The organism is Shewanella japonica, assembly GCF_002075795.1.
In the GTDB taxonomy this organism is placed as follows: domain Bacteria; phylum Pseudomonadota; class Gammaproteobacteria; order Enterobacterales; family Shewanellaceae; genus Shewanella; species Shewanella japonica.
This window is the reverse complement of record NZ_CP020472.1, coordinates 3,825,818-3,842,832: the sequence shown is the minus strand read 5'-3', so window position 1 is coordinate 3,842,832 and position 17,015 is coordinate 3,825,818. Positions and strand designations below refer to the sequence as shown.

General features: G+C 41.0%; 16 protein-coding genes. 8 read left to right on the top strand and 8 right to left on the bottom strand.

The window, feature by feature from the left end; genetic code table 11:
* The first annotated feature begins 8 nt into the window (after nucleotides 1–8).
* The 5 genes from SJ2017_RS16500 to SJ2017_RS16480 all read left to right on the top strand — a co-directional run bounded on the left by SJ2017_RS16500 (nucleotide 9) and on the right by SJ2017_RS16480 (nucleotide 7,150).
* Nucleotides 9–434, top strand: a complete 426-nt coding sequence (locus SJ2017_RS16500) for a hypothetical protein (protein WP_080916463.1) — start codon at nucleotides 9–11, stop codon at nucleotides 432–434.
* On the top strand, nucleotides 431–3,139 hold the full coding sequence (locus tag SJ2017_RS16495; protein WP_080916462.1) for an ExeM/NucH family extracellular endonuclease: 2,709 nt from the start codon (nucleotides 431–433) through the stop codon (nucleotides 3,137–3,139). The genes SJ2017_RS16500 and SJ2017_RS16495 overlap by 4 nt, the downstream gene beginning before the upstream one ends.
* Nucleotides 3,140–3,203: 64 nt before the next feature.
* A complete protein-coding gene (locus SJ2017_RS16490; protein WP_080916461.1) occupies nucleotides 3,204–5,807 on the top strand; it encodes an endonuclease in 2,604 nt (867 codons plus the stop codon).
* A 235-nt stretch (nucleotides 5,808–6,042) separates the two neighbouring features.
* A complete protein-coding gene (locus SJ2017_RS16485; protein WP_080916460.1) occupies nucleotides 6,043–6,279 on the top strand; it encodes a DUF1059 domain-containing protein in 237 nt (78 codons plus the stop codon).
* Between the two features lie 193 nt (nucleotides 6,280–6,472).
* The gene (locus tag SJ2017_RS16480; protein ID WP_167692934.1) at nucleotides 6,473–7,150 is read left to right on the top strand and encodes a Type 1 glutamine amidotransferase-like domain-containing protein; all 678 of its coding nucleotides are present in this window, start codon (nucleotides 6,473–6,475) and stop codon (nucleotides 7,148–7,150) included.
* A gap of 54 nt (nucleotides 7,151–7,204) precedes the next feature.
* On the opposite strand, the gene SJ2017_RS16475 is transcribed toward SJ2017_RS16480, so the two are convergent.
* Together SJ2017_RS16475 and SJ2017_RS16470 are read right to left on the bottom strand one after the other, a co-directional pair.
* A complete protein-coding gene (locus tag SJ2017_RS16475; RefSeq protein ID WP_065108694.1) occupies nucleotides 7,205–7,774 on the bottom strand; it encodes a LemA family protein in 570 nt (189 codons plus the stop codon).
* A gap of 21 nt (nucleotides 7,775–7,795) precedes the next feature.
* Nucleotides 7,796–8,857, bottom strand: coding sequence for a DUF3137 domain-containing protein (locus SJ2017_RS16470; RefSeq protein WP_080916458.1), 1,062 nt, complete (start codon nucleotides 8,855–8,857; stop codon nucleotides 7,796–7,798).
* Nucleotides 8,858–8,998: 141 nt separating this feature from the next.
* Between SJ2017_RS16470 and SJ2017_RS16465 the strand changes: the two genes are divergently transcribed.
* The 3 genes from SJ2017_RS16465 (at nucleotide 8,999) to SJ2017_RS16455 (ending at nucleotide 10,290) form a co-directional block, all read left to right on the top strand.
* Nucleotides 8,999–9,385: a VOC family protein gene (locus SJ2017_RS16465; RefSeq protein ID WP_080916456.1), complete on the top strand. Its 387-nt coding sequence runs from the start codon at nucleotides 8,999–9,001 to the stop codon at nucleotides 9,383–9,385.
* 76 nt (nucleotides 9,386–9,461) lie between these two features.
* A complete protein-coding gene (gene ybaK, locus SJ2017_RS16460) occupies nucleotides 9,462–9,929 on the top strand; it encodes a Cys-tRNA(Pro) deacylase (protein ID WP_055023643.1) in 468 nt (155 codons plus the stop codon).
* A gap of 73 nt (nucleotides 9,930–10,002) precedes the next feature.
* Nucleotides 10,003–10,290, top strand: coding sequence for a hypothetical protein (locus tag SJ2017_RS16455; protein WP_055023644.1), 288 nt, complete (start codon nucleotides 10,003–10,005; stop codon nucleotides 10,288–10,290).
* Between the two features lie 203 nt (nucleotides 10,291–10,493).
* On the opposite strand, the gene SJ2017_RS16450 is transcribed toward SJ2017_RS16455, so the two are convergent.
* The 6 genes from SJ2017_RS16450 to SJ2017_RS16425 all read right to left on the bottom strand — a co-directional run bounded on the left by SJ2017_RS16450 (nucleotide 10,494) and on the right by SJ2017_RS16425 (nucleotide 16,990).
* Nucleotides 10,494–11,555, bottom strand: coding sequence for a DUF4339 domain-containing protein (locus tag SJ2017_RS16450; RefSeq protein WP_055023645.1), 1,062 nt, complete (start codon nucleotides 11,553–11,555; stop codon nucleotides 10,494–10,496).
* Between the two features lie 82 nt (nucleotides 11,556–11,637).
* Nucleotides 11,638–12,057 (bottom strand): GYF domain-containing protein, encoded by a 420-nt coding sequence (locus SJ2017_RS16445; RefSeq protein ID WP_055023646.1) that lies wholly within the window; start codon nucleotides 12,055–12,057, stop codon nucleotides 11,638–11,640.
* Nucleotides 12,058–12,316: 259 nt separating this feature from the next.
* Entirely contained in the window at nucleotides 12,317–14,020 is a 1,704-nt protein-coding gene (locus SJ2017_RS16440) for an RluA family pseudouridine synthase (RefSeq protein ID WP_080916455.1), read from the bottom strand.
* 319 nt (nucleotides 14,021–14,339) lie between these two features.
* Nucleotides 14,340–14,717, bottom strand: coding sequence for a VOC family protein (locus SJ2017_RS16435; protein WP_080916453.1), 378 nt, complete (start codon nucleotides 14,715–14,717; stop codon nucleotides 14,340–14,342).
* Nucleotides 14,718–14,764: 47 nt separating this feature from the next.
* Nucleotides 14,765–15,595, bottom strand: a complete 831-nt coding sequence (bla, locus tag SJ2017_RS16430; RefSeq protein ID WP_080916452.1) for a subclass B1 metallo-beta-lactamase — start codon at nucleotides 15,593–15,595, stop codon at nucleotides 14,765–14,767.
* 87 nt (nucleotides 15,596–15,682) lie between these two features.
* Entirely contained in the window at nucleotides 15,683–16,990 is a 1,308-nt protein-coding gene (locus SJ2017_RS16425; RefSeq protein ID WP_080916450.1) for an ABC1 kinase family protein, read from the bottom strand.
* Nucleotides 16,991–17,015: the final 25 nt, after the last annotated feature.

Below are 17,015 nucleotides of genomic sequence, written 5' to 3'. Positions count from 1 at the left end.
AGTTTACTATGAAGAAAAGTTTCCTTTCACTGGCAATCGCCAGTGTCATCAGTGTAGGTGCCAACGCTGGCGTCAACGATCTACTGATCACCGAAATGGTGCAAAAAAATTATGGTGCTGAAGTTGGCTCTGTAGAAATTACGAATACTCACGCAACTGAATCTTTCACTTTTACCGATGAAACTGCCGCATTTATGTGGGGTAATGGTAAATACGAAAATCAAATGTTAACAGCTGAAGGTGAGCCGCTATTAACCGGTATTACAGTTGAAGCGGGTAAATCTGTTGTTGTACTTAATTCGGCTGCGAGTGACGAGTACAAACAAATCATTACTGATAATGGCGGAGCTTTCGTTATTGGTGAAGGTAATGGTAATTACAGTGATTTTTACTTAAGCGGTAATGACGGTTTTTATATTAAAACGGTGATGTGATCATTGACCGAGTTGGCGCTGCGGATAATACAAGCGTATGGGCTGAAGACACAACTTTACGTCGTCGCCAAGACAGTGAAGGCAATGCGCCAACACCGTCAAGTGACTTTGATGCATCGCAGTGGGAAGTGATTACGCCACTGGATATGAGCACAGTTGGTGCGCCAAATCTTGCTGAATCATATGTTCCATTTGTATGTGAAAATTTAACCCGCATCAGTGACATTCAAGGTACTGGTGGCGAGTCTCCACTAAAAGGTGAAGCGGTTGCAGTGCAAGGTGTGGTAACTGCTGTTGTTGACCTACCTAAGAAAGGTTTCTATCTACGCGATGAAGTTGCAGATGGTAATCCATTAACGTCTGACGGTATTTTTGTTGAAAGTGGTAGCGCTGATAGCCAACTTGTCGGCCGCACCGTTTGTTTAGGTAGTGATGTTGCAGAAAGCTATGGTCAAACTCAGTTAAGTGCCGAAAACTGGGAAATCACTAACAGTGACTTTACTGCGACTGTTGCTACAGATATCGAAATACTCGATTCTGATGGTGGTTCTTTTGAAACCACATTAGCACGTTACGAAGGCATGGTTGTAAATCTACCAGAAGACTTGAATCCTCAACAAGAGGGTAATCAAGACATGCGTGTTTCTCGTAGTTTCAGCTTTAACTACGACAGTTTCCGCAACAATATGACGTTGGCTTATATGCGTCCTAACATGCAGCCAAATCAGTTAAATGTTGCTGGTACTCCTGAGTCAATTGCAGCTGCAGCGCAAAATAATGACTATCGCTTAGTGATTGAAAGCGCGACACAGGCAAGTAATGACAATATCCCTTATTACCCTAATTTTTCAGTTGCACCTGAAAATAATTACATTCGCATTGATGACAGTGTAGTGGGTATGGAAGGTGTGATTAGTTACAGCTACGGCGACTACACCTTAACAGTTACCAATGAGCTAACGAGCAATAACTTTGTTCACAACCTGCCAAGAACTGATAGCCCTGATATTGATGAAACAGTAGCCGATGATGAATTTGCTATTCGTATCGCAAGTCAAAACCTATTCAATTACTTTAATTCGCCATTTGGCGGTGATCAAAACCAATTCGGCCAAAGCCGTGGTGCTGATACCTACAATGAATTCATCCAACAGAAAACTAAGTTAGTTGAAGCCATTCGTGCACTCGATGCTGACGTTGTTGGTTTGATGGAAATTGAAAACAATGGTTATGGACTAAAAAGTGCGATTGCAGATTTAGTCAATGAAGTTAACGTTTACTATAACGATGAGTATGCCGATAACTTTGATAAGCCTTACTCAACAGAGAACCGTTATGTGTTTGTTGGTTTCGACCACAACGGTAACCAAATGCTTGATGAGTTAGATGCTTTAGGTTCTGATGCAATTGCAACGGGTATTATTTATCGCCCAAGCAAGCTGAGTATTGAACGCACACGAGTTGTGACAATGCCACAACAAAAAGCGCCTACCATTGTTAATGACAATAACGAAGTCATTAAGGACAACAACGATGAGATCCTAGAAAGTGGTCAAAACTATCATCGTGATGCGCTAGTTGTCACCTTCATGGTAAACCAAACAGGTAAGCGTTTAACCTTAGCGGTTAATCACTTTAAATCTAAAGGGTCAACCTGTTGGGAAGACTGGCAAGGTGTTGAGTTTGGTGATGCCACTAAATGGACTGATGATGCGCCAGATCTTGATTACCAAGGTTCGTGTTCTGAGTTCCGTATTTCTGGTGCAGTACATTTAGCTGAAGAGTTAAAGTCTGTTGAAGGCGATAGCATCATCTTAGGTGATTTAAATGCTTATGCTAAAGAGGATCCGTTACTGGTTCTGACCGAAAACCCACGTAATAAAGCCTTGATGACAGCAAGCCATACCTTTGTTGGTACTAAGCCGCAATTTAATAGCGATGGGTCACCTGTGGCAATTACACAAAGCTACGGTTACATCGATATTATTTCTAAAGTCTTTGAAGAAAAAGGCAAAACACCTTGGAGTTATTCTTATAACGACGAAGTGGGCTCATTAGATCACATCTTAATTTCTCCATCGCTTGAAGATCGTGTGATTGATGCATCGGATTGGCACATTAATGCTGCTGAATCTAGCTTGTACGATTACAACAATGAATATAAAGGCGACTACGATAACGAGTACAACAAGTTTTATGCAGAAGATCACTTCCGCTCGTCGGATCATGATCCAGCGCTTGTGACACTAAGTTATTTACCTGGTGAAGCTGACTCAAGCACGCCTATCTATTTAACCAAGCTTAATAAGTTGATTAAAGTGCCATATCAGATCCCTGAAGCTGCAGGGGCTATGGCGGGTGATATCGCTAAGATTAAGCTCACACCAAAAGATGATGAAGCTAAATTAGACATGAGCCAATTGGTTGAACCGAATGTGGTATTAACTCAAGACGGCGAAACGTTGGTGAACTTCGAAGTGTTTGGTGCTCCATCTGCTCGTTTCACTGCCAAAGTGACACTGGAACGTGACGGAACAGTGGTTGATGGTTCTACGGTTTCATTAGATATCGAAGTCGCAAGTCGTGATGCATTAGTGGCTGATATCAAAGAAGAAACACATGATGGCAGCGGCGGTAGCACCGGACTTATCAGTTTACTGAGTCTGTTGGGATTATCGGCATTACGTCGCCGTAATCGTAAATAAGTTCAACCCCAAAGTGAGGTGTTAGCGCTAGCTTCACCTCACTTTCTAATTAAAAGATACGACTATGAATAATAAAATTAACGCAGTCGCAAAAGCAGTTACCCTACTGTTAGCTGCATCGTCAACAGCTGCCAATGCTGATCTTGTCATTACCGAGTATGTTGAAGGTGGTGGTAGTAATAAAGCTGTTGAAATTTCAAACTTAGGCACGAGTGCAGTAGATTTAGATGCTGCTCAATACGCGATTACACTTTACTCGAATGGCTCAACTGAAGCGGGTAACTCGTCAATTCTCACCGGTACATTAGCTGCTGGCAGCAGTATTGTTTACCACAATGGCAGTGCCGATGACGCTTTTAAAGTGGGTATTGAATCAACTGTAACCTACTTTAATGGTGACGATGCGTTATTGCTGACAAAAGACGGCGCCATTATTGACCGTTTTGGCAAGCTTGGCGAAGACCCTGGTTCTGAATGGACCGATGCAAACGATGCTAACTTTTCGACTAAAGATAAAACGTTAAGACGCAAAGCCAGTATCACTACAGGTGATACCAATGCCTCGGCTGATTTTCCGGGTACTGATAACCAGTGGCTAGTATTCGATAAAGACACCAGTGATGGCTTAGGTTGCCCAGGTGAAGGTGCTTGTACAGCTGAACCTGGTGTATTAATCATTGCCGAATACGTAGAAGGTGGTGGCAATAATAAAGCTGTTGAATTATCTAACGTAGGTGGCAGTGCAATTGATTTAGATGCTGCTGTATACACGTTAAGTTTATATGGCAATGGCAGCACTGATGCGGGTAATTCCGAAACATTAACAGGTATGCTGGCTGCTGGTGAAAGCATTGTTTTCCATAACAGCAGTGCCGATGACGCATTCAAAGTGGGCACGGCTTCAACTGTTACTTATTTTAATGGTGATGATGCGCTGGTTCTTTATAAAGATGATGTGGTTATTGACCGTTTAGGTAAGTTAGGTGAAGATCCTGGTTCTGAATGGACGGATCCGAACGATGCAAACTTTTCGACAAAAGACAAAACGCTACGTCGCAAAGACAGTGTCACCGCTGGTGATACTGATGCAACAGCAGCATTCCCTGGTGATAACAATCAGTGGGTGACATTTGATAAGGACACTGCTGATGGCCTAGGTTGTGCTGGGGAAAATGCATGTGGCGAAACGCCAGTTGAGCCAGACCCAGATACGCCTTGCTCAGGTTGTGAAGAGTTAACTCCTGTTGCAGACCCAACCACCTTTGACGGTAACGTTTATTATACTAACGTTCTGACGGGGAGTTTCGATGATGCTGAAGCAATGAAAAATGCCATTTCTGTTGCTATTACAGCAGGTCATCAACAGCTAACTTACAACCAAGTTTGGACTACACTGTCTTATTCTGATGAAGATCCTGCTAACAGCAGTAATGTTATTGAGCTTTACACAGGCCTATCTGTGTCTAAGCAAAATAATGGCGGCAATACCAGTGACTGGAACCGTGAACACGTTTGGGCTAAAAGCCATGGCTTCCCAAGTGAGTCGCAATTAGGTTACACCGATGCGCACCATTTACGTCCAACGAATGTAAAGGTCAACTCAACTCGCAGTAACTATGACTTTAATGAGTGTAGCGACACTGGAACTGAGGTGGCTGACGCACCAGGTAATTACCTAGATACTGCGGCACGTTGTTTTGAGCCACGGGATCAAGTTAAAGGTGATGTCGCACGTATGATCCTTTACATGGATACACGTTACCAAGGCAATGACAGTAACATGCCTGACTTGGTTGCAGTGGATCGCATCACTACGGCTGATGAAGTTAGTAATAACGACCCACTGCATGGCAAGCTATGTACACTTTATGCTTGGCATCAACAAGATCCAGTTGATGCTACTGATACACAGCGTAATGATGCCGTGTATAAGTATCAAGGAAACCGTAACCCATACATTGATTACCCAGAATGGGTTCAACAAGTTTATGGTGACCAATGTGGTGATCCAGCTAACCCAAGCTTAGATGTTGACGTAATTATTGATGCACCAGAGCAAGTGAACGAAGCTGAAACACTGGTTATTGATGCATCAGCTACGGTTGCTGAAGATGGTTCAGAGCTTAGTTTCAGCTGGGAGCAAACAGCTGGACCAGAGTTAACCTTTGATGGCACTAAGGCTATATTATCTGTAACTGCACCAGAGGTGACAGCAGATACAGCAATAGCGTTTACTTTAACGGTCAGTGACGGTGTACTGGATAAAACTCAAGTGGTTAATGTGTCTGTTATCAATGTGCCATTAGCTTTTGATGTTAGCTTTAGTGGTAACACTGAACTAAATGAAGGTGAAAGCACGACGATTACTGCTGCTATAGCTGATGAGCCTGAAGGGTTAACATACACGTGGCAGCAAGTGTCAGGTGCCGCTGCTGAGTACAGTGCAGATGGTTTAGTATTAACGGTTAACTCCCCTGAAGTTTCTGTTGATCAATCGCTTGTATTTGAACTTGTGATTAGCGATGGTGAAGAGCAAGTGACATCCTCTGTTAGTGTAAATGTTAGCAACACTTTAGAAGATGGTTGGAGCAAACCAGAAGGCGCCGGTAGTTTGGGTGCTGGTTTACTGATGCTGCTACCGTTACTTTGGCGTCGTCGTCAATCATAAGCGTTTGCCTTGATTCATGGCGTAACCATTAATATAAGTTAGTCATAGTATTCAGTTTTATAAAATGAGTGACTAACTCACATAAAACCAGCTGAGCATAGAGTTGCACAGCTGGTTTTTTTATTGCTAAATTCGGTGTTGTTATTGATATGGATTGCAATAGTGCGTTATCTACATAATAGTAATTTGTAGGCTTGTTTTAAGCTGTTTACTGGTGTGATATTAGGGATAAGTGATGAAAACAATGACATGTAAGCAATTAGGCGGCGCTTGTGATGAGCGTTTTCAAGCTGACAATTTTGAACAAATACAAACCTTGAGTCAGGCGCATGGAAAGTTGATGTTTCAGCAGCAAGATCCTGCACATATTCAGGCAATGACGGCAATGTCTGATTTAATGCAAAACCCATCAGCATTACAGGCTTTTATGGAAGAGAAACGGGCTTTATTCGAATCATTATCTAATGATTAATTAGCTGAATACAGGCAACTGCGAAGGGGATGGGGGAACACGACTAAGTGCTAGTTATTAGTTTTAGTTACTCTTTTTAGTTATCAGCTTTAGTTATTAGCTTTGGTTATTAACTTTAGTCACTCGCTATAAGCCAGTAACTACTTAAGCAAACACCTAATCGTTCAAATCACAAAAATAGAAAGGATTCATAGTGAATGTAGCGCTATTAAGTCATACCGATACCGCCAATGCGAGCAAGGCATTAAGGTATTTTATCAATGGACTTTCAAACGATTTAAAATCACTACCTGTGGTTTATATCGCTTCAGAACCTGATGCACAAAGGCAATTTTTTAATCCTATTGCCGATTGTTATCGTCAACTTGGGTTTAATACTGTTCAGTATGTGGAACTAGAGCAGGACTTTGATGCTCAAGCAACGTTAAAGGTTTTAAGAGCGGCTGGTTTGGTTCATTTATCGGGTGGCGATACGTTTCGATTTCTATATTGGCTAAAGCAACGAGGGCTTGATAAACAGCTTTATCATTTAGCTGAAAATGGCTTACCGATTGTTGGAGTCAGTGCTGGTGCAATGATATTGACGCCAGATATCAGTAGCGCCATATTATGTGGCGATACAAATTCAATTGGGTTAGCTAACACATCAGCGCTTAATATAGTGCCTTTTCAATTTGTACCACACGTTAAAAACCCGCAAGAACCCACTGCTCAAATAATGGATTTTGTGGCCCATACCCAACAAGACTTATTATTGTGTTCAGATGATGATGCGGTAGTATTTCACAGTGGCTTGTTAACGACTGAATCTAGCTTAATACCAAAAAACATACATTACTTCGGCCAACCTAACTTAGTACAGCAAGCCTAAAAAAGTGGGGCATTAAGCCCCACTAACATGATGTTTATGGCTTGCTAATATGGCCTAAAACTTAGGTTTATATTCAAAAGCTGCTTGGGCTTTACTGTCAGTAAATACTTCAATAACCTGCTTTTTGTTAAACAAGCTGTTGACGATATTGTTAGGGAAAGCTTGAATACAGTTATTAAAATTAGCCACATTTTGGTTAAAAATACGCACTGCAGCACCGACATTTTCTTCTTGCTCAGTAATTTCCCCCATAAACTTGGCGAAAGACTCAGAGGCTTTAAGTTCTGGGTATGCTTCCACAGCGACATTGATGCCTTTGATTAATTCTTGTGATGCTTTATCAACCTGGCTTTGCAGTTTCGGGTCAATATTATTATCTTGCAGCGCATTAATACCTTGACGTAATGCGGTGATTTTAGGCAGCAAATCACTTTCGTAATCTTTGTGCTCTTGCAGAACACGATCAAGTTCAGGGATGATTCGGCTACGTTGTCTTTCTTGCGTTAACACATCAGCCCAACCGCGTTGTACTGCGTTATGCTCTTTAACAATGGCATTGTAAATGGTGAGCATAATAATCGCGATAACAACAATGACGGCTAATATCACATACGACATTTCCATAGTGGTTCCTTATTTCCTAGGTTAGGTTGTGTGTTTAATGATTTGGTTAACGAAGCCAAAGATACTATTCACTGTGAACAGAGAAGTGTCATTAAGCAACTCTTGTTTAAATTTTTCTGGTTCAGTGATGTCATAATCCATAGCAGGATTGAGTAAGTTAGTATTGTGTTGATTAATTAATAAGCTTCCATCATGAGCAAATTCAATGGTGAGATTTTTTAGTTTATTATTGAGTTGTTCACATGCCACTACGACAGCAGGCTCCAGAAACTTAGCCGCATCGAACTCAGATTGTGCTTGAACATGGAAGGCTTTTTCAAACTCTCTTGACGCTGGCATAAAGCGTTGTGACCAGCGTTTTGATAATCTCGACTCACTCATCACTAAGTGGGTGGTTTTATTGATAGGTGGAATGATGACACCTTGTCGATAGTAATGATCGTATACGGTTCTAGTACGTGTTCGAGTGCCACCTTTACCGTCAGATTCAGTATAGGTTTCAGTTCTTCTATCCACATAATGATGATAAACCACAGATGCTCGAATTAACCCGCTTTCTGCATGAAAATCAATTTCTTTACCCCATTCTACTTTTTGAGAGTAATTACCTCGATTAAAGTCGACAAACTTGTTTTCTGCGTCCTTTAAAAAACTGCCATCGCAATCTCGCATATTGTATAGGTGTTTTAAGGTTTCGTCCCTTATCAGGGTTGAGACTTTTTTAATTTGGCTGCGGCGGTTAAAAAACTGCCAAATTGGTATAATTAGTGTGATGATACAGACTGCGAAAACGGCATAATCCAGGTCAGTATAGCGGTAGTAATAAGTTAACTGCTCTAGGTAAAACCAATATCCAATCCCGCTAAATAAGGCTATAGCGATAACAATGAATAAGTTAGTATTGTTATAAGACAATTGGTTTGGGTAATGAATTGCTGTATCTAATGCGTCTTTAATGACATCAATAGAGCTTGAGTGGCTAACTTGGCTTTTGAGTTGCTTTAAAAATTGACTTAGAGATTGGTTATTTGCAGGCTTCTCAGTGGTATTTTTAGGCGTATCGACTGGCGACTCTTGAGGCATTTGACATCCTTGTAGAATTTAATATCCATATATTACTCAGCCATTTTAAACTGTAAAGTATTGTTTTATATAAATTTGAGATACATTCGTTTACAAAGCGCTACCCTTGCCAATTCATCTATTTATTTTAAAGGACAGTCAATGCCAAAGCTTCAATCATTTGACCATATCCATATTTACGTTAAGAATCGACAACAAGCAGTGAAATGGTATCAAGCGGTTTTAGGTTTCTCTGTTGTTGAGTCATTGGCGTTTTGGGCTGTTGATAAAGGGCCATTAGTGGTTGCACATGAGGATTTGCATTTAGCTTTATTTGAATCTGAACTTCAAAAAAGAACCACGGTCGCTTTTGGTGTTGATGCGGCAAACTTTTTATTATGGCAACAACATTTAACGACCCATGAAGTGACATTTGTGGTGAGCGACCATGATATTTCATGGTCGCTTTATTTTAGCGATCCTGATGGAAATCCATTTGAGATTACAACTTTTGACTATGAAAACGTCGTCAATAACACCTCTGCTTAAAAAGAGTGATAAATCAGGTCAGCCACTAAGTTACGTCAGCCCAATAGGCGAGTGAGATAAAATCGTAGAGGAATACATGACCCCTGCAATTAATTTATTGGAAAGAGAAGGGATTAGTCATCAAGTGCTTAGCTATCAACATGAAGCTAGTGCACAGTCATATGGCGACGAAGCGGTAACTAAGTTAAACCTGTGTGCTGAGCAAGTTTTTAAAACCTTGGTGGTGCAGTTAGATAATGGAACATTAGCTGTCGCTATTACGCCCGTTTCTTCAAAGCTTAATTTAAAACAAATGGCTAAGAGTGTTAGGGTTAAAAAAGTTGTGATGGCAGATAAGCAACGGGTTGAGAAAACCACAGGTTATGTCCTAGGTGGGGTAAGCCCGTTAGGGCAAAAGAAGCGATTACCGACTGTGATTGATGTGAGCGCTGAACAATTTGATGTCATTTATGTCAGTGCAGGTAAGCGCGGTCTAGAAATCGGTTTATCGCCAATATCACTTTGTGCGTTAACTCAAGGTTCTTTTGCGAGTATCACGCAATAATCGTTATGTTATTACAATAGCTTGAAAGATTTTTAATCGCCAAATGGCAGTGCTTTACTTTTAGGAATGGAATATGAATTTAGATAAATCAAGAAAGAGAATCGCTAAAAAAGTAAAAGCAGGTTTTAAAGGTTATCCGCAAGTTAATATCATCTATCAGGGGAAAACCCAAGATATCGCTGACGAAGTGATAATTGAGTTTGTATTAGATGAAGGAGCTGAGCCGCAGCAGCAATCTTTTAAGAGTAAAGTTGATGTAAGGGAAGATGAGGTGATTCAAACCACACTGGTTAAGATTATCGATCGTGCTGATGCCAAAACGGTAACAGAGGCGTCAAGGTTGATTGCTGCTAACACTTGATCGTTAATGCTCAATTGATTACATAAAGCCAATGGAAATATGTTATCCGTTGATAAAGTCGCTAAATGGCAATATTGAACAATAAAAAAGGCTTATCGTTTAGATAAGCCTTTTTTCAATCAATTCATTTAGCATTTTACAAAGTAAAACTTAGAAACTAGCGCCGCTCTGATATGCAGAGCAATGCCATATTTAGCTAAGTATTAAGAAGCAATGTAATGAGTGCGTCTTCTACGACGTCTCATTCTACCTTCTTTATCACCATCGTCCGATTCGTTATTAGAATCGTTTGCTGAATCATTAACTGCAGTTTCACCAGATTTTTTGGTCTTAGCGGTAGCTTCGTTACTTTGCGCCAGTTGAGCTACATCATCCGGCGTTTCGGACTTTTTTTCATTTCTCTTAGTGTCCCCCTTGAAGACGGACTTGATGATGCTTGTTACGCCATTAATGCCGGCTGCATCCTCAGCTTGCTTGTCTTCAGAGATATCTTCAGAGAATTCAATTTTGTCAATTTTTGGTTTTGCTTTCTTCGGAGATACGGCTACCGGGTCAAGGCTTTTTGCTGCACTTACTGTATTAGCGGCTGTAAGCTCTTCTGCTGCAGAGTCTTCTGCGGCTGATTTAAGCATACTTTCTGCCAGTGCTTTTTGAATTTGATTACTGATTTCAGAAACATTGTCAGGAGAAAGGCTAGAGCTTGATGCTTTCTCTGGCGCAGGTGCTGCTGGTGCTACAATTGGCGCACTTACTGGGCTATTCGTATTCTCAGCAGCTTGCTTAGCAACGCGTTGATTGAAGTCAGTAGTCACCTCATTAACTTCAGTCTTGGCAATTGATAATGCAGAAATTAGCTCATCAAATGACCCTTTGAAAGAGTTGTACTTGCTTTCAAAAGGATCAATATTTGATTTAACTTCATCAGTTAAGTTAATTGTCAGTTTTTTGTATGTGTTAATTTCCTGCTCAAACTCAACCAGCACGCCTTGAGTTGCTGCCACGCTTTCTTCCATGCTCGCGACTTTAACTTGAAGTGCTTTTTCCTTGGCAGTAAATTCTTCAATAAGATCTTGAGGAATCAATGCTGGCGGTGTGATGACAGGCACAAGGTGGGCAAATTCTTTAATGCAACTTACCGGCTTCCACTGTGTGAATGAAGGGTGCCAACCGTAACAGTTGCCATCTTTCATTAAAAATTCTTTTGCTTCAACTTCGTTCAACGGCCCTGTTACTTGACCATTCTTGGAAAAATACCATTTTTTCATAGTCGTATTCTTTTTATTTAGTTAACAACAATTGTTATATGCCACTCAGATTTAATCAGTTTTTAAGTCGGGTAAAACTTAATTAACTCACACCTGATAAGGTTTTCTGAAGTGCGGCATATTGTTCATTAACGCTACGAAGCGTCGCTTCTACTTTTTCATTCAACTCTTTTGTTGTGACCTTATAACGGCTTGAGTCACGTCCAATATCTGACATTGAAGAATTAATCGTTTTTAGCGTGGTGTCGATTCGGCCAAGGGCTGAATTCAACTCACGTTCCTTAGCAGTAAATCGCTCGATTAACTGTTGTGGGATCTCCGCAGGAGGCGGTGGCGGAGACACTGTAATATCAAATTCTTCAACGTGGCTAACTGGTACCCATTGGGCATAAGACGGGTGCCACGCATAGACATCAGGGTTCGATGCAATAAATTTATTCGAATCAGCTAAGCCTAACGGTCCGCTGATCTCACCATTATTTGAGAAATACCACTCTTTCATAGTCCACTCTTATCCTTAATCGTGTAGTAAGCTAAAGTTTTATGAATACAATCAACAGCTTTGGTGATTTCAAAATATAACGAAGGAAAACGTCAGCTTGCAGGGTTAAAAAAAATTAAACCGCATATCATACGAACTGGTTACATTAACCTATATTCGTTAACATATCTACTTCGAAATAGTTAAATTTTCAAGTTTTTATTGCTGGGTAAATTAGCAGGAGCTAACATTGTTTAAATGAGTGTTTTAAACGATTGTATTATTCGAAGTCGGCATTAACTTCAAATGTCATTGCTACATTGGTGTGTGGGTGGGTAATAGATAATAGTTGAGCGTGTAAATGTAACCGCTGTTCTGTTTTACCATATAAATCATCACCTAAAATTGGCATGTTTAATCCCTGATGATGTGCACAATGTACTCTTAATTGGTGGGTACGCCCGGTTTTAGGGTATAAATGTAATAAACTCTTGCCACTTTTTGTGGTGACTTTTTGCCAAAATGTCTCTGCGTGCTTCCCATGTTCATCACAGACGAGCTGTTTTGGGCGATCATCAAGATCTACCCTTAGAGGTAAGCTGATAGTGCCACTATCTTCGGTTACTTCACCGTCGATTTTTGCGATATAGCGCTTGGTGACTGTTCGAGCAATAAATTGCTGTACTAAGTGTTTATTAACCTCTTTTGATAACGCGATTACCATCAAGCCCGAAGTTGACATGTCTAACCGATGCACAATCAATGGTCCAGTTGCATTTGGAAAGCGTTGTTTCATTCTGCTGTATACCGAGTCAGTAATATTTTTACCTGGTACCGATAAGAAGTTAGCTGGCTTATTAACAATCACAATATAGGGATCTTGATATAAAATTGGCAGCTCAACCCCTTCGGCGGGATTATTAAGTAATGGGTTTTCATCTACGTTCATACCATCAAGCATATGACCTAAAATAGGCCTACATTTGCCATGGCATGCAGGATAGTAGTTTTTATGTTGTTTGATTTCTGACTTGGGTGATTCGCCCCACCAAAACTCTGCCATCGTGATGGGAGTGAATTGTTGTTGAAAAGCATATTGTAGTAGTTTAGGCGCAGCGCATTCTCCTGCTGCCGCGGGTGGCTGCTGGTTAGGTGCATCTTTAAATATATGGGTTAAATCTCGGCTTTCACCACGTATATTTAAAAAACGATATTGGGCGAATAGTTTGTGTTGCAGTGTATTCGATACTTGCTTTCGCTGCTGTTTGATAGAATCAATTTGATTTGTCAGTGCGTCTAATTGCTGCTGCACCAAGCCACATTTGTGCTCCCAGCTTGCTTTAATGCTGTTGAGTTGATGCTTATCTTGTACGCTTTGTCGACTCAATTCTATCGGCAGTGTTTTTTGCTCATCTTCCGTTAGATTGGTCAGACTACTGCGCTTTGTTTTACGAGTTTTACGATTCTCAATCATTTGCTGACGAAACTGTGCAATCTCTTGCTCGGCTTTTAACATCAGCAATTTAAGGTTTTCAGTCAAAGACGCAAGGTTAGGGTCGCTTTGTAAAACAGTCAGCTGATGACTTAATGTGTTGACTGCCTCATATTCGTCTTTAAAAAAGCTATCTTGGCTGAGCATGTCAAATACCGGTGGCACAAAATATGGAAGAATATTTTGGTCGGCGACTTTTCCTGAAAATGCGGCCAGAAACCCGAGTTGATTATGAGCATCTTTAACCACGAGAACCCCAAACATTTTGCCAATAACAGGCAATGATTGCAGCGCTTCAGGAGCATGACTTTGCGTCACTCCGAAGTTATGTTGCCAATCAGTCTGGTGCATCAAGTGTTGCTGAAGCTGCTCAGATGCCTTAATGGCTAGTGGGTGTGGCTGATAAAAAAATGGGAAGGTGAATTTTTCTGGTAAAGGGATATCAGCAACCGATTCGTTGAATTGGATGAAACGGGGATCGAGTTCAGACATGGATAACCTTTTACAGAATAAACATCAAAAGTATTGAGAAATAGTCAGGTACCATCATCGCTCATGCTCTCACTTATTAAGCGCAAACATTTTGTTCATTTAATAATAGAAAAATGAGTTTAACTATAACAATGACGGGCATTGTTAATTTTACCTTGAATGCAACACAAGTGCATCAGTTAACCATAGGATCATCAGTAATAGTGCTGATTGTATATCGATTGCCCAAGCTGATAAGAATATGGCGCCTCATAGGGCGCCATTAAAATGTATACCTGAACATCATTAAGCTTACTTATGCCGTGAGCAGTTAAGAAGGTTAAGGACGATAAAGCACGCAAACTTTATTACCTGCAGGGTCTTTAAGGTAACCTAAATACAATTTAAAGTTTGGCCCCTGTCTGTAACCTGGAAGATCTTCACAACTTTCGCCCCCATTTGCCAAACCCGCAGCATGCCACTCGTCAGCTTGCTGTTCATTTTTCGCCGCAAAACCGATTGTTGAGCCATTACCATGACTGGCTGCTTCACCGTTAATTGGCTTGGTTAATGCAAAAACACCTGTATCAGTAAAATAGAAACAGCGGCCTTTTTCGTCAATTTGACCTGGTGCATGACCTAATGCTCCTAACGCAGCATCATAGAATTTTTTCGACTTCTCGATATCGTTTGCACCAATCATAATGTGACTGAACATGTGTATCTCCCTATAGATTTAATAGTAATAATTTACTGAGGTAATTGTTAATGCGCCGCATGTTGTTCAAGTAGCTTGATTGTGTGACTCAATAAAACACCTGTACCAATGTCACCATGACCTGGTAATACTTGTTCGCTATCGGCAAATTGAACTTGTAACTGCTTAATTGAGTTTGGCCAAGCAATCAGATCGGCTTCACCGTAGTAACCAAGGGTTTTACTCGAAAGGCTTTTAACTAAACAGCCTCCATAAAGCAGTTTTGATTCAGGGAACCAGACGACAAGATTATCGTGAGTGTGGCCAGCACCGACAAAGTAAACTTCGATTTTCTGGTTTAAAAAGTCGAACTGACCGGGCGTAAACTGTTGCTTTGTCTGTGGGTGGCCTGCTTTTTCTAATAGTTGGTTAGTGTGCGTCGATGCGTAAGTGTCAACGCCAATGCTATTGAGGTAGCCCACACCTGCTGTTCTGTCTTCATGGGAATGAGTCGATACACTTGCTGTTAATGTTAAGCCTTGATGTTCAACCCATTGCACCAATTTAATTGTGTCTGCTTCACTCCAAGGAGTATCAATCAAGTAGGCATCTTTGCCATCGACAAAAATTAGCCCATTTGAGCCTACAAACCCAAACTGCTTGGTTTGCATGAAAGACTCATGCAGGTAAAGATTGTCTGATAATGCCGATATTGACAGTTCACCATGCTGGCTTGGTTTTAATGCTAAAGGCAACGTTGGATCTGAACCGTTAAGGGAGGCTGCATTTGCTTTAGTGGCCATTGTGGGCTGATTGACTTGTTCAGCGAAAGTGGGCTCTGCGAGCATTGAGCTAAGCAGGACAATCAATATTAGAATGCCATGGATAATTGGGGTCATAGTTAAAATGCCATTATTGATAACGCTTTATTAGCATGAAATAAAATGACCTTTAGCTTACCGTTTTTAATCTAAAACAACAGCTCATTATTGATGAGCTAAAAACAATTTTTTTACATCGACTTTGGCTTGTATTCTTGAGGCGAGTAAATAAATGCCTGCAAGTTTACGATGGACAAAAATAGCGTCAGTTGGCGGGGTATGCCATTCATCTTGTTTGGTACTTAATGACTTGGCTGCATCAGTAATACGTTTAGCAAGATTGCTACTGGCAAAATCGTATGGACCTTCACTTCGTAATGGCTCGCAAGCTTGATAAAAAATATCAACGATAAAGGCTTGTTGCTCTGGAGTGATACTGTCTTGAAAAAAACCAATTGATTCGGCTGCACTTGTCATGAGCGCTTTATCACTTGTCATTGCACCTTGCATCAGCATTCGGTACCCATTAGACAGTGTCTTAGTCATTTTTCTGGTGGCACCGAAGTCGAGTAATACAATGCTACCTGTCTCTTTTTGGTACATAAAATTGGCAAAATTGGGGTCGGTTTGCACCAAAGAAAAAGTAAACAGTTCATCTAAAAATAATGCTAATAGATCAGTCGCGACTTTATCTCTGTCTAGCTGCGGTAATTCGCTGACGGATTCAATCGGTACACCTTCGACAAACTCCATAACAAGAATACTGTCGGTGCTATGTTGTTCATATAGTTTAGGAACGATAAATCGTGTGTCGTTAGCGACCCATTGTTGATACTCTTTTAGCAATCTTGCTTCGTAGCTGTAATCAGCCTCGTGATGCAATTGTGCTTTGGCTTCAGTCAGTAATTTATCAAACTGCACATTGTCGGGGACCAGCTGCGCTACTTTGAGTAGGGTGGCAACGTTATCAATGTCGCTGTCAATGCTGTCTTTAATACCTGGATATTGGATTTTTACCGCCAGTTTTTCACCTGAATCAAGATATGCTTGATGCACTTGGCCGATAGACGCAGCTGCAAAAGGGCGTAACTCAAATTGAGCAAATGGCGCAAGCCAATCATCACCCCATTGCTGCTTCAGCGTAGCAACCAATTGCTTGTGAGGCATTGCTTTAGCATCATCACGAAGTCTAGCCAGAATGTCGCTGAGTTCTTTGGGAAGTAAATCGCCAGTATCCATTGAGATCATTTGGCCAACTTTCATGGCAGCCCCTCGAAGCTGCGCTAGCTTTTCTGCGACTTGAGTCAGGTTGTTGGGGGTAAGTACCAGTTGTTGTAATGTTGGCTTTTGCCCCTTACTCAGCTGTTTTGCACCTTCTACGAATACATTGCCTGCAAGGCGAGAGGCTAGCCCGCCTATTTTGGATAGTCTAGATAACCGACTGCTGGGAACACTGGCAACTTCTTTAGACATAGTGACAACTCATGTAATTAATGGA

Excerpts from the sequence above, each read along its gene's own strand:
- SJ2017_RS16425 (WP_080916450.1), bottom strand. The coding sequence starts at position 16,990 with ATGTCTAAAGAAGTTGCCAGTGTTCCCAGCAGTCGGTTATCTAGACTA.
- ybaK (WP_055023643.1), top strand. The coding sequence starts at position 9,462 with ATGACCCCTGCAATTAATTTATTGGAAAGAGAAGGGATTAGTCATCAA.
- SJ2017_RS16440 (WP_080916455.1), bottom strand. The coding sequence starts at position 14,020 with ATGTCTGAACTCGATCCCCGTTTCATCCAATTCAACGAATCGGTTGCT.
- SJ2017_RS16500 (WP_080916463.1), top strand. The coding sequence starts at position 9 with ATGAAGAAAAGTTTCCTTTCACTGGCAATCGCCAGTGTCATCAGTGTA.
- bla (WP_080916452.1), bottom strand. The coding sequence starts at position 15,595 with ATGACCCCAATTATCCATGGCATTCTAATATTGATTGTCCTGCTTAGC.
- SJ2017_RS16450 (WP_055023645.1), bottom strand. The coding sequence starts at position 11,555 with ATGAAAAAATGGTATTTTTCCAAGAATGGTCAAGTAACAGGGCCGTTG.
- SJ2017_RS16455 (WP_055023644.1), top strand. The coding sequence starts at position 10,003 with ATGAATTTAGATAAATCAAGAAAGAGAATCGCTAAAAAAGTAAAAGCA.
- SJ2017_RS16490 (WP_080916461.1), top strand. The coding sequence starts at position 3,204 with ATGAATAATAAAATTAACGCAGTCGCAAAAGCAGTTACCCTACTGTTA.
- SJ2017_RS16435 (WP_080916453.1), bottom strand. The coding sequence starts at position 14,717 with ATGTTCAGTCACATTATGATTGGTGCAAACGATATCGAGAAGTCGAAA.
- SJ2017_RS16445 (WP_055023646.1), bottom strand. The coding sequence starts at position 12,057 with ATGAAAGAGTGGTATTTCTCAAATAATGGTGAGATCAGCGGACCGTTA.
- SJ2017_RS16485 (WP_080916460.1), top strand. The coding sequence starts at position 6,043 with ATGAAAACAATGACATGTAAGCAATTAGGCGGCGCTTGTGATGAGCGT.
- SJ2017_RS16475 (WP_065108694.1), bottom strand. The coding sequence starts at position 7,774 with ATGGAAATGTCGTATGTGATATTAGCCGTCATTGTTGTTATCGCGATT.
- SJ2017_RS16465 (WP_080916456.1), top strand. The coding sequence starts at position 8,999 with ATGCCAAAGCTTCAATCATTTGACCATATCCATATTTACGTTAAGAAT.
- SJ2017_RS16470 (WP_080916458.1), bottom strand. The coding sequence starts at position 8,857 with ATGCCTCAAGAGTCGCCAGTCGATACGCCTAAAAATACCACTGAGAAG.